This window comes from Oleiharenicola sp. Vm1 (genome assembly GCF_047777955.1).
Lineage (GTDB): Bacteria > Verrucomicrobiota > Verrucomicrobiia > Opitutales > Opitutaceae > Didemnitutus.
The window spans coordinates 4,468,710-4,480,873 of the sequence record NZ_CP180537.1; the positions used below are offsets into that span (position 1 = coordinate 4,468,710).

Below are 12,164 nucleotides of genomic sequence, written 5' to 3' on the forward strand. Positions count from 1 at the left end.
ACCGCGGCTCGTTTCCGGTCCGCCGCCGGGGCCCTCGCGCCCCGGCGGCCGGATCGGATCACCCGGCCCAAACACCATGAAAACGCTCCGCTTCGCCCTCCTTCCCGCCGCGCTGCTCGCCGGCGCCCTCCTCGCCCAGACCGCCACGCCCCCGCCGCCGCCGGCGACCACGACCGTCGGCACCGGCTTCGACTACTCGCGCGGCAGCTACGGCCTCGCCTCCGACACCACCGTCACGTCCGTGCCCTTCGAGGTCACCTACGAATCGCCGGCGTGGGTCTTCCGCGCCTTCACGTCGTGGCTCACGATCAAGGGCCCGTCCGCCGCCGCGCTCACCGGCGGCGCCGGCAGTCTCACCCGCCCGACCAGCGCGTCCGAATCCGGCCTCGGTGACGTCTACGCCGATCTCACCTACCGCGGCGACCCGCTCGGCACCGGCTGGCATCTCGATCCGACGGTCCGCGTGAAGCTCCCGACCGCCGACGACGACCGCGGCCTCGGCACCGGCAAGACCGACTACTATGGCCAGCTGACCGCCTACCGCACGTTCGGCGCGGTCACGCCGTTCGTCGCGGGCGGCTACCGTTTCCTCGGCGCGAGCGCGCTCTACCCGCTCCGCGACGGCGCCTACGGCTCCGGCGGCGCGCACTTCCGCACCTCCGACCGCACGGTGCTCACCGCCTCGCTCGACTGGCGCTCGCGCGTCGTCGACGGCGGCGACGCCGGCACCGAGGCGACGCTGGCCGTGTCGCACGACCTCACCGACCGCTGGCGGCTCTTCGCTTACGCGCAAAAGGGCTTCACCGACGCGAGCCCGGACGTCGGCGGCGGCCTGCGCCTCAGTTACCGCTTCTGAGCCGTCCGGACTTTTTCGCGTCTCCGTCGGCGGGCCGCTCGCGGCCCGCCTTTTTCATGCCCGCGTGACGCCCGGCCTCACTTCGCCGGCACTTCGGCCGGCGCGCCGGCCGCCGCGGCCGGCTGGCGCCGCGCGGCCAGCCAGCGCGTGAAGCGGTCCATGTAGACGTAGATCGCAGGCGTGATGTAGAGCGTCAGCGCCTGCGAGACGACGAGGCCGCCGACCACCGCGAGGCCGAGCGGCCGGCGCGAGTCGGCGCCGGCGCCGAGGCCGAGCGCGATCGGCACCGCGCCGGCGAGCGCGGCGAAGGTCGTCATCATGATCGGCCGGAAGCGCACCAGGCACGCCTCGAAGATCGCGTCCTGCGCCACGAAGCGCTCGCCCTGCTCGCGCTCCTTCGCGATGGCGAAGTCGATCATCATGATCGCGTTTTTCTTCACGATGCCGATGAGCAGGATCACGCCGACGTAGCCCATGACGTTCAGCTCCTCGCGGAACGCCCAGAGCGTGAACAGCGCGCCGAAGCTCGCCGCCGGCAGGCCGGAGAGGATCGTCAGCGGGTGGATGAAGTCCTCGTAGAGGATGCCGAGCACGATGTAGATCACGAGCACCGCCACCACGAGCAGCAGGAGCAGGCCCTGGGTCGACGAGGCGAAGGCCTGGGCCGAGCCCTGGAAGCCGTAGCTGATCGTCGCGGGCAGCTCCTTGCGGGCGAGTTCGCCGACGACGGCGGTGGCCTGGCCGAGCGAGTAGTCGGGCCGGAGGTTGAAGGAGATCGTCACGGCGGGAAGCTGGCCGAGGTGGTTGACGGTGAGCGGGCCGACCTCGCGGCGGAGCGCGGCGACGGTGTCGAGCGGCACGAGCTTGCCGCTCTTGCCCTTGATGTAGATCAGCGAGAGCGCCTCCGGGCTCTTCTGGAACTCCGGCGCCGTCTCCATGATGACGTAGTATTGGTTCGTCGGCGTGTAGATGGTGGAGACCTGGCGCGAGCCGTAGGCGCTGTAGAGCGCGTCCTCGATCTGCTGCGGCGTGACGCCGAGCGCGGCGGCGCGGTCGCGGGCGATGTCGACGCGCAGCTGCGGGTTCGAGATCTGGAGGTCGGAATTCACGTCCTGCAGGCCGGGCAGCTCGCGCATCTTCGCCTCCATCTTGCCGGCGGCGGCGTAGAGTTCCTGGAGGTCGCTGCCGAAGAGCGTGATCTGGTAGAGCGCCTTCGTGAGCGCGCCGCCGAGGCGGATCGGCGGCAGCAGCTGCGGGTAGACCTTGAGGCCGGGCACGACGGCGAGCTCCTTGCGCAGCTGCTGCGCGATGACCGCGGCGTGCGCGCGCTGGTGGCGGTCCTTCAGGATGATGAACATGCGGCCCTGGTTGCTGTTCGTGGCCGACGGGCCGCCGCCGATGGCGGACATGAACATGACGACGTTGGGGTTCTTCGCCACGATCGCCGCGGCGGCCTGCTGGTGGCGCACCATCTCGGCGAACGACACGTCCTGCGCCGCCTCGGTGAAGGCGAAGATCTGCCCGGTGTCGTCGGTGGGGATGAAGCCCGTCGGGAGCAGGCGCGCCACGACGACGGTGAGCACGGCCATCAGGGCCGCGACGCCGATCGTGACCAGCCGGTGCCGCAGCGCCACGCGCAGCGTGCGCTCGTAGAAGTCGCGCATGCGGTTGAAGAACGTCTCGAAGGCCTCGTAGACGCGCCCGTGCCGCTCCACCGCGCCGGCCGGGTGCGGCTTGAGGAAGCGGCTGCAGAGCATGGGCGTCAGCGTCAGCGACACGACGCCGGAGACGAGGATCGAGGCCGTGATGGTCACGGCGAACTCGTGCAGCAGGCGGCCGAGGATGCCGCCCATGAAGAGCACGGGGATGAACACCGCCACGAGCGACAGCGTCATCGAGAGGATGGTGAAGCCGATCTCGCCCGAGCCCTTGAACGCCGCCTCGCGCACCGGCATGCCCTGCTCGGTGTAGCGGACGATGTTTTCCAGCATCACGATCGCGTCGTCGACCACGAAGCCGACCGAGAGCGTGAGCGCGAGCAGCGAGAGGTTGTCGAGGGTGTAGCCGGCAAAATACATCACCACGAACGTGCCCGCCAGGGCCATGGGGATGGCGATGCCGGGGATGACGGTGGCGCGGACGTTGCGCAGGAAGACGAAGATCACCAGCACCACGAGGATGATCGCGAGCGTGAGCGTGAACTGCACGTCGTTCACCGACTCGCGCACGCTCTCGGAGCGGTCGGCGAGGACGTTGAGCTGCACCGAGGCGGGCAGCTGGGCCTTGAAGGCCGGGAGCAGCCGCCGCACGCGGTCGACCACCTCGACGGTGTTCGTGCCGGGCTGCTTCTGCACCGCGAGCACGACGGAGCGATCGCCCTGGCCTTGGCGGTAGAACCAGCTCGCCACGCGGTTGTCCTGCACGCTGTCGATCACCTGCGCGAGCTCGCTCAGGCGGACCGGGGCGCCGTTGCGGTAGGCGACGACGATGTTGGCGAACTCGCCGCTGCTCGCCAGCTGGCCGGTGGCGACGACGGTCATGGCCTGCTGCGGGCCGTCGAGCACGCCGGTGGGCAGGTTGACGTTGTGGGCGGAGAGCGCGGCGCGGACGTCGTCGAGCGCGATGCCCTTGGCCGCGAGCGCGCGCGGATCGAGGCGGACGCGGAGGGCGTATTTCTGCGCGCCGAAGATCTGCACCTGGGCCACGCCGTCGACGGTGGAGATGCGCTGGCCGAGGATGGTGTCGGCGTATTCGTTCACGACCGAGAGCGGCAGCGTCGGCGAGGCGAGCGCGAGGTAGAGGATGGGCTGGTCCGCCGGGTTGGTTTTGCGGAAGGAGGGCGGCGCCGGCATGTCCGTGGGCAGGCGGCGCTGCACCGCGGCGATGGCGGCCTGCACGTCCTGCGCTGCGGCGTCGATCGTGCGGTCGAGGGAGAACTGGATCGTGATCGAGGTGGAGCCGAGGGAGCTGGTCGACGTCATCGAGTCGATGCCGGCGATGGTGGCGAACTGCTGCTCGAGCGGCGTGGCGACGGCGCTGGCCATCGTCTCGGGCGTGGCGCCGGGCAGGCTGGCGCTGACGACGATGGTCGGGAAATCGACGTTGGGCAGGTCCGAGACGGGCAGGAGCTTGTAGGCCATCGCGCCGAAGATGCACAGCGCCGCGGTGAGCAGCGTGGTCATCACCGGGCGGCGGATGCAGAGGGCGGGCAGGTTCATGGCTCAGTCCTCCTGCGGCGCGGCGGTGGCCGGCGCCGCGGCGCCGCCGGCGTCGTTCGTCGCGAGGGTCGCGAACTCGACCTTCACGCCCGGCAGGAGCCGGAGCTGGCCGTCGGTGACGACCGTCTCGCCGTCCTGCACGCCCGTGGCGAGCAGGGTGCGGTCACCGTCGGTGCGCACGACCTTCACGCGGCGCAGCTCGACCGTCCGGTCGGCCTTCACGACGTAGAGCGTGGAGCCGTTCTGCGTCGTCTGCACGGCGGTGGTGGGGACGACGAACACGCCGCGCGTCACGTCGACCAGCGTCTTCACGTGCACGAACTGCCCCGGCCAGAGCGCGTGGTCGGCGTTGGCGAAGAACGCCTTCAGCGTCACGGTGCCGGTGGTGGGATCGACGGCGTTGTCGACGAAGCCGAGCTTGCCGTCGGTGCGCTGCACGCCCGAGGCGCGCTCCGTGACCGCGACCTGCGCGGAGCCGTTCGCCATCGCGGCGCGGAGGAGCGGCAGCGCCGTCTCGGGCGCGGTGAAGCTGACCGCGATCGGCGCGAGCTGGTTGATGGAGACGATGGAGCTGTTGGCGTCGTTGGCCTTCACCAGCGCGCCCTCGTGCAGGAGGAGCTGGCCGGCGCGGCCGGGGAACGGCGCGCGGATCTCGGTGTAGCCGAGCTGGAGCTGGGCGTTGGCGAGCGCGGCCTCCTTGGCCTGCACGTCGGCCCGGGTCGTCTCGGCGCGGGTGAGGTATTGCGCGTAGGCCTCCTTCGAGATCGCGGACTGCTGGTCGAGGTGCGAGTAGCGCTCGGCGTCGATGCGCGCCTGCTCGGCCTGCGCCCGGGCGGTGGCGAGCGCGGCGCGGGCCTGGAGCACGGCGTTCTCGAACGGCCGGCGGTCGAGCGTGACGATCAGGTCGCCCGCCTTCACCTCGTCGCCCTCCTGGAGGTGGACAGTGGCGATGATGCCGTCGACCTGCGACTTCACCATGACGGAGCGCAGCGCCTGCACGTTGCCGATCGACTCGATCCAGCGCGGGACGTCGGCGTGGGTGGCCTTGGCCACCTGCACGGGCACGGCGGGCGCGGCGGCGGCGGCGGCGGGATCGGTTTTGCCACAGCCGGCGAGCAGGCCGAGCGCGAGCAGCGGCCCGGCGGCGCGGGCAAGGGAGCGGAAGACGGACGTTTTCATGAAAGGGAGGCGCCGTTGCGGCTGCCCTCGGCGCCGCGCAGGCGCACGAGGTTGGCGCGGATGCGCCCGAGGTCCTCGGTCAGCGCGGCGATGCGCCCGGCGGGCAGGCCCTCGAGGTAGTCGGCGCGGAGTTCGTCGGCGAGGGCGTTGAGCTTCGCGACGACGCGTCCGGCGCGCGCCGTCGGGTAGAGGCGATAGGCCCGCGCGTCCGCGCGGTCGTCGCGCCGCTCGATCCAGCCCGCGCTTTCCAGACGCTCGGCCTGGCGGCTGACGCTGATCTTCTCCATCTGCATCAGCTCCGCCAGCTGGCTCTGGGTCATGCCCGGCTCGCGGCCGAGGTAGAAGAGGAACATCCACTGCGCCCGCGTGAGCCCGAGGTGCTTCACCCGGCGGTCGAAAACGCTCCGCACCTGCCGGTTGATGTCGGACAACAGCAGGGAGATGCGGCGGGCTTCGTGGGCGTGGACGCGAGGCAAGGGGGAATCGGTAAGCTAGCTTACTATTGGAAGCAAGAACGACGCTGGCGGCGGCGCCGCAGTTACCCGCCGCGCCCGGCGCCGCGCGGACGCGCGCCGGCTTGCGGGCCGGCCCCGGCCGCGCCACTGTGCCGCCCTCCACCCCGCCGCCCGCATGAGCCGCCCCCGCTTCGTCCTCGCGCTCGACCAAGGCACCACCTCGTCCCGCGCCCTCGTCTTCGACCGCCGCGGCCGGCCGCGCGCCGCCGCCCAGCAGGAATTCCCCCAGCACTTCCCGCGGCCCGGCTGGGTCGAGCACGACCCGCACGACCTCTGGGAAACCACCCGGCTCACCGCGCTCGGCGCCCTTGCCCGGGCCGATCTCACCGCCCGCGACCTCGCCGCCCTCGGACTCACCAACCAGCGCGAGACCACGCTGCTCTGGGACCGGCGCACCGGCCGGCCGCTGCACCGCGCGATCGCCTGGCAGGACCGGCGCACCGCGGAGCTCTGCGCCCAGCTCCGCCAATCCGGCCGCGAACCGCTCTTCCGCCGCCGGACCGGCCTGCTGCTCGACCCCTATTTCTCCGGCACCAAGCTCGCCTGGCTCCTCGACCACGTGCCCGGCGCGCGCCGCCGCGCCGAGCGGGGCGAGCTCGCCTTCGGCACCGTCGACACGTGGCTGATCTGGCAGCTCACCGGCGGCGCCGTGCACGCCACCGACGCCAGCAACGCCTCGCGCACCCTGCTCTTCAACCTCCGCACCGGCGACTGGGACGACACTCTCCTGAACATCCTCCGCATCCCGCGCGAGGTGCTGCCCGAGGTCCGCGACAGCTCCGGGGCGTTCGGCGAGGTCACCGCCGTCCCCGCCCTCCGCGGCGTGCCCATCACCGGCGTCGCCGGCGACCAGCAGGCCGCGCTCTTCGGCCAGGCCTGCTTCCGTCCCGGCATGGCGAAAAACACCTACGGCACCGGCTGCTTCCTCCTGCTGCACACCGGCGACCGGCCGGTCGCGTCGCGGCACCAGCTCCTCACCACCGTCGCCTGGCGCCTCGGCGGCCGGCTCGAATACGCTCTCGAGGGCTCCGTCTTCATCGGCGGCGCCGTCGTCCAGTGGCTCCGCGACGGCCTCGGCCTGATCGCGCGCTCGGCGGACGTGGAGAAACTCGCCGCCCGCGTGCCCGACAACGGCGGCGTCTACCTCGTGCCCGCCTTCGCCGGCCTCGGCGCCCCGCACTGGGACGCCGCGGCGCGCGGCACGATCGTCGGCCTCACCCGCGGCAGCACCGCCGGCCACCTCGCCCGCGCCGCGCTCGAAAGCATCGCCTACCAGAGCGCCGACCTGCTCGCCGCCATGCGCGCCGACTGCGCCCGGCCGCTGCGCGAGCTGCGCGTCGACGGCGGCGCCGTCGTGAACGACGCGCTGATGCAATTCCAGGCCGACCTCCTCCGCGTGCCCGTCGTCCGCCCGCGCACCACCGAGACGACCGCCCTCGGCGCCGCCTACCTCGCCGGCCTCGCCACCGGCTTCTGGAAAAACCGCGCCGAGATCAGCGCGCTGTGGCAGGCCGAGCGCACCTTCGCCGCCAGCATGAAGCCCGCCGCCGCGGCGCGCCTGCTCGCCGCCTGGCACGCCGCCGTCGGCCGCGCGAAAAGCGACCGCCCCCGCGGAGCCTAGCCGCCGCCCGGTCCTTGTGACCGGTAAATTCCCGCTGATATCCGCCTCCGGCGCACCCCGGGGCTTGCCGCGTCCCGGGCGAACCGGCACAAGTCCGCTACTCGACTTTGCCATGAAGCTCTCCCGCGTCCTCCGTCACGCTCTCCTCGCGTCCGCGCTCACCGCCGGCCTCGCCGCCGCCGACAGCGACCTCGCTGCGCTCCGCGCCAAGGCCGAGAAGGGCAACGCCATCGCGCAATACAACCTCGGCCTGGCCTACGCCGAGGGGCGCGACACGCCCGTCGACCGCGCCGAGGCCTACGTCTGGCTTTCCCTCGCCCTCGAGAACGGCGCCCGCGGCCGTGCCCTCGACAATCTTTCCGCCCAGCTCAGCGCCGCCGAGCTCGAGACCGCCAAGGCGCGCCTCGCCGAGCGCCGCACCGCCCTCGGCAAGCCGGCCGCGCCGGCTCCGGTCGCCCCGGCCCCCGACGCCTCCGCCGCCGAACGCGAACTGGCCCAGGCCCGGGCCGACAAGCAGCAGCTCAGCACCGAACTCGCCGCGGCCTGGAAGGAAGCCGACCAGCTCAAGACCGAGCTGCAGAAGGCCAAGGCCGCCGTCAGCGCGCCGGACGCCGAGCAGCTGCGCCGCGAACGCGACTCCCTCTCCGCCAAGATCACCGAGCTCGCCGGCGACGTCGCCGCGCTGCGCACCGACCGCGAGCGCCTGCAGAAGCTCGCCGCCCAGGTCCAGAAGGACCTCACCGAGGCGCGCGAAACCGGCCGCGCCTACCAGGAGCAGGCCCGCATCTCCGAGATGCGCGTCGGCGAACTCGTCCGCCAGAGCGAACTGCAGAAGACCGAGCTCGCCCGCGCCGACGACGCCATCAAGTCGCTCCAGGCCGACGCCACGAAGCCCGCCGCCGACCCGGATGCGCTCGTGAAGAAAACCCGCGAGCTCCAGGCCGCCCTGGCCGAGCTGGAGAGCGCCCGTGCCGCCAACACCCAGCTCAGCGCCACGCTCGCCAAGGCCGGCCAGGACCGCACGAGCCTGGAGCAGATGCTCACCCACGCGCAGAGCTCCGCGCTCGAATTCGGAAAGCAGATCGACGAGCTCAACCGCCAGCTCGCCGAGGCCAAGGCCGCCGCACCCGCCTACCCCGACCTGCGGAACGAAGTCGCCCAGCTCCAGACGCAGCTCGCCCAGGCGCGCACCGCCGCCCCGGCCTATCCCGATCTGCGCTCGCAAGTGGCCGCGCTGGAGTCCCAGCTCACCGCCGCCAAGAACGCCGCTCCGTCCTACCCGGACCTGCGCGGCGAGGTTGCCGCGCTGCAGCAGCAGCTGACCGCCGCCCGCAACGCCACGCCCGCTTATCCCGATGTCCGCGCGCGCGTCACCCAGCTCGAGTCCCAGCTTGCGGCCGCCCAGTCGGCGGCGCCGGCCTATCCAGATCTCCGCGGTCGCGTGAGCGAACTGGAAACCCAGCTCGCCGCCGCGAACCGCCGCCCGGCCGCGCCCGCCTACCCCGACTTGCGCGAGCGCGTGCAGGACCTCGAGGCCCAGGTCGCCGCCCTGCGCAACGCTCCCCGGCCTACCCCGACCAGCGCGAGCGCGTCGCCGACCTCGAAAGCCAGGTGGCCGCGCTGCGCAACGCCCCGCCCGCCTATCCCGACCTGCGCCCGCAGGTCGCCGAGCTCCAGGCCCAGCTCGCCCAGGCCACCGCGCGCCCCGCGGCGCCCGCGTTCCCCGACCTGCGCGAACGCGTCGGCACGCTCGAGACCCAGCTCGCCGAGGCCAACCGCCGCGCCGACACGCTCGACGCCCGCGCCACCGCCCTCGCCAACGCGAAGAGCGCCGTCGACAACGACCTCGCCACCGTTCGCTCCCAGCTCAGTCGCAGCCAGCAGCAGGCCGACATCGCGCAGGAAAGCGCCGACAAGCTCCGCGCCGCCAACCAGTCGCTGCAGCAGCAGCTCACTGCCGTCAACAGCCGCCCGACGGCGCCGGAATACCCGGATCTCCGCGGCGAAGTCGCCACGCTCCAGCAGCAGCTCGCCGCCGCCAAATCCGCCGCCCCCGCCTATCCCGACCTGCGCAGCCATGTCGCCGAGCTCGAAGCCCAGGTCACGACCCTGCGCCATGCCGCGCCGGCCTATCCGGATCTGCGGAACCGCGTGAACGAGCTCGAGGACCAGCTCGCCCGTGCCAACAGCCGCCCGACGGCGCCCACCTACCCCGACCTGCGCGAGCGCGTCGGCGAGCTCGAGGCCCAGGTCACGACCTTGCGCAATGCCCCGCCCGCCTACCCGGACCTCCGCGGCCGCGTGGCCGAACTGGAGACGCAACTCGCCGCCGCCGCCAATCGTCCCGCCGCGCCGACTTATCCCGACCTGCGCGGCCGCGTCAGCGAACTCGAGCAGCAGCTCGCCGCCGCGAACAGCCGGCCGGCGGCACCGACCTATCCGGACCTCCGCGAGCGGGTCGCTGAACTCGACGCGCAGGTGACCGCGTTGCGCAACGCCCCGCCGGCCTATCCCGACGTCCGCAGCCGCGTCGCCGAACTCGAGTCACAGCTGGCGGCCGCCAAGTCCGCCGCGCCGGCTTATCCCGATCTGCGAAGCCGCGTGAACGAATTGGAAACCCAGCTCGCCCGCGCCAGCAGCCGCCCGGCAGCGCCCAGCTATCCCGACCTGCGCGAGCGCGTCGGCGAGCTCGAGGCCCAGGTCACGGCCCTGCGCAACGCGCCGCCCGCCTACCCGGATCTCCGCAGCCAGGTTTCCGACCTGCAACGCCAGTTGGCCGCCGCCCGGAACGCGGCGCCGGCCTACCCCGACTTGCGCGACCGCGTCGCGCAGCTCACGCAGGAGCTCGCCAACCGTCCGGCCGCGCCCAGCTATCCGGACCTCCGCGGCGAGGTCGCCTCGCTCCGGCAGCAACTGGCCGCCGCCAAGTCCGCCGCTCCCGCCTACCCGGACCTGCGCAGCCGCGTCGCCGAACTCGAGCAGCAGCTGGCCAGCGCGTCGCGCCCCGCGGCGCCCGCCTATCCCGACCTCTCCGACCGCGTGACGCAGCTCGAGTCGGAGCTCACCACCGCGCGCGCCCAGCTCGCCGCCGTCGCGACGCCCGCGCCCGCCGCCGGCGAGAATGTCGACGCGCTGAAGGAGAAACTCGCCACCGCCGAGGACAAGCTCGCCACCGCGCTCACCGGCTTTTCGCAGCTGCAGAAGGACTACGACGCGCTCCAGGCCCGCACCGAGCAGTCCACCGCCGCGCTCGGCAGCGAGAAGGATTCCTCGCTTCGCGCCTCGTCGCCGCGGAGGAGAGCGCCCGCAACGCGCAGGCCGAGATCGCGCGCCTGAACGACGCCCTCGCGGCCACCCAGCGCGGCAGCAGCCAGGCCGGCACGGAGCTCGCCTCGACGCGCGCGCTGTTGCAGCAGGTCCAGGGCAGCAACGCGCTGCTGGCGCAGGAAAACTACCAGCTGAAGGCCGCGCTCGCCGCGAATCCCGCTGCCCGCAGCGCCGCCGTCACCGCCGCCGCCGCCGCGAACGTCCGCACGCACACCGTCGCCGCGGGCGACTCGCTCTCGAAGCTCAGCCAGCGCTACTACGGCACCGCCGACCGCTGGCAGGAGATCTACGCGGCCAACCGCGAGCTCATCGGGCCGCAGGGCCAGCTCCGCGTCGGCCAGGTGCTGCGCATCCCGTGAGGCGAGGCCGGGGCGGCCGGTCCCGCCCCGCCCTTCCCGGCGCCCGCCGCGAAAGTGGACGCGGCTTTCCTCAGTGCGGGAACGTCGCCACGCACGCGGCCAGCGCCGCGAGCGAGGTGACGACGCTCACCACGATCGTCATCGAGGCCAGCTGCTCGTCGCCCTTCATCTCCACCGCCATCGTGTAGGAGACGATCGCGGTCGGCGACGCGGCGAGGATCATGAGCAGGCTGGTTTCCACCGCGCCGAGCCCGAACAGGCGCGCGGCTGCCCACGCAAAGAGCGGCCCGCCCGCCGTCTTCAGCAGCGCGGAACCGACCGGGCCGCGCCACGACGCGCCCAGCCGCACGCTCACGAGCGAGCCGCCGACGCCGAGCAGGCCGAGCGGCAGCGCCATCTCGCCGAGCGCCTCCATCGTCTGCGCGATCGCGTGCGGCAGCGTCCAGCCCATCGCCGCAAAACCGATGCCCGCCAGCGTGGCCAGCAGCGGCGGGGTCACCGCCAGCTGCCGCACCACCGGCTTGATCGCGCCCCAGCCGAACGCGTGCTGGCTCGCCACGAGCACGATCACCGCGCCGAGATTGTAGGCCACCATGGTGGGCGCGACGACGAGGATGGCGGCCGCGTGCAGCGGCAGGCCGCCGAGCACGGGCACGTTGGGCAGGGCGAAGACGATCGGCAGGCCCACGAAGGCCAGGTTGCCGCGGAACGCGCCCTGCACGAACGTCCCCATCGCCGGCCCCGGCACGCGCAGCAGCAGCGCGACGAGGTAGCCGGCCGCCAGCCCGGCCACGAGCACGAGGCCCATCGCGCCGAGCAGCTTCTCCGCCCCGCTTGCCTGGTGCAGCGACGATACGAGCTGGCTGAACAGCAGCGCGGGCAGGCCGAGCCAGTAGGTGACGCGGTTCGCCTCGCGCAGGAAGCCCGCCGAGACGAACTCCGTGCGCTGCATCCACGCGCCGAGCGCGATCATGAGGAACACCGGGGCAAGCGCGTTGAGCACGAGCATGACGCGGGAATCTGCGATGCCGGCGCCGGCGCGTCCACGTCGAAACTCCGGCGGCGCCGCCCTCGGCTCGGAATAAACCC

Annotated in this window: 9 protein-coding genes; 5 read left to right on the plus strand and 4 right to left on the minus strand. The window is 72.8% G+C overall.

Translation table 11 applies throughout. The annotated features are described in order from the left end of the window. Positions 1–76 precede the first annotated feature (76 nt). Positions 77–856 carry a hypothetical protein gene (locus ACMYLB_RS21350; RefSeq protein WP_415908959.1) on the plus strand — a complete coding sequence of 260 codons (780 nt, stop codon included), beginning with the start codon at positions 77–79 and terminating at the stop codon, positions 854–856. A gap of 77 nt (positions 857–933) precedes the next feature. Here ACMYLB_RS21350 and ACMYLB_RS21355 read toward each other — a convergent pair whose 3' ends face one another. From ACMYLB_RS21355 to ACMYLB_RS21365, 3 genes are read right to left on the minus strand one after another with little or no spacing between them, the layout of a single operon-like run. Continuing rightward, entirely contained in the window at positions 934–4,074 is a 3,141-nt protein-coding gene (locus ACMYLB_RS21355; protein WP_415908960.1) for an efflux RND transporter permease subunit, read from the minus strand. Between the two features lie 3 nt (positions 4,075–4,077). Beyond that, positions 4,078–5,253: an efflux RND transporter periplasmic adaptor subunit gene (locus ACMYLB_RS21360; protein ID WP_415908961.1), complete on the minus strand. Its 1,176-nt coding sequence runs from the start codon at positions 5,251–5,253 to the stop codon at positions 4,078–4,080. Then, positions 5,250–5,729 (minus strand): MarR family winged helix-turn-helix transcriptional regulator, encoded by a 480-nt coding sequence (locus ACMYLB_RS21365; protein ID WP_415908962.1) that lies wholly within the window; start codon positions 5,727–5,729, stop codon positions 5,250–5,252. Before ACMYLB_RS21365 ends, ACMYLB_RS21360 begins: the two co-directional genes overlap by 4 nt. Positions 5,730–5,883: 154 nt before the next feature. Here ACMYLB_RS21365 and glpK point away from each other — a divergent pair, with 154 nt between their 5' ends. The 4 genes from glpK (at position 5,884) to ACMYLB_RS21385 (ending at position 11,075) form a co-directional block, all read left to right on the plus strand. Continuing rightward, positions 5,884–7,389: a glycerol kinase GlpK gene (glpK, locus tag ACMYLB_RS21370; RefSeq protein WP_415908963.1), complete on the plus strand. Its 1,506-nt coding sequence runs from the start codon at positions 5,884–5,886 to the stop codon at positions 7,387–7,389. Positions 7,390–7,501: 112 nt separating this feature from the next. Next, complete coding sequence (locus ACMYLB_RS21375; RefSeq protein WP_415908964.1) at positions 7,502–9,544, plus strand: hypothetical protein; 2,043 nt, start codon at positions 7,502–7,504, stop codon at positions 9,542–9,544. Then, positions 9,541–10,725, plus strand: a complete 1,185-nt coding sequence (locus ACMYLB_RS21380) for a hypothetical protein (RefSeq protein WP_415908965.1) — start codon at positions 9,541–9,543, stop codon at positions 10,723–10,725. Before ACMYLB_RS21375 ends, ACMYLB_RS21380 begins: the two co-directional genes overlap by 4 nt. A gap of 71 nt (positions 10,726–10,796) precedes the next feature. After that, positions 10,797–11,075, plus strand: coding sequence for a LysM peptidoglycan-binding domain-containing protein (locus tag ACMYLB_RS21385; RefSeq protein ID WP_415908966.1), 279 nt, complete (start codon positions 10,797–10,799; stop codon positions 11,073–11,075). 70 nt (positions 11,076–11,145) lie between these two features. On the opposite strand, the gene ACMYLB_RS21390 is transcribed toward ACMYLB_RS21385, so the two are convergent. Then, positions 11,146–12,084 (minus strand): AEC family transporter, encoded by a 939-nt coding sequence (locus ACMYLB_RS21390; RefSeq protein ID WP_415908967.1) that lies wholly within the window; start codon positions 12,082–12,084, stop codon positions 11,146–11,148. Positions 12,085–12,164: the final 80 nt, after the last annotated feature.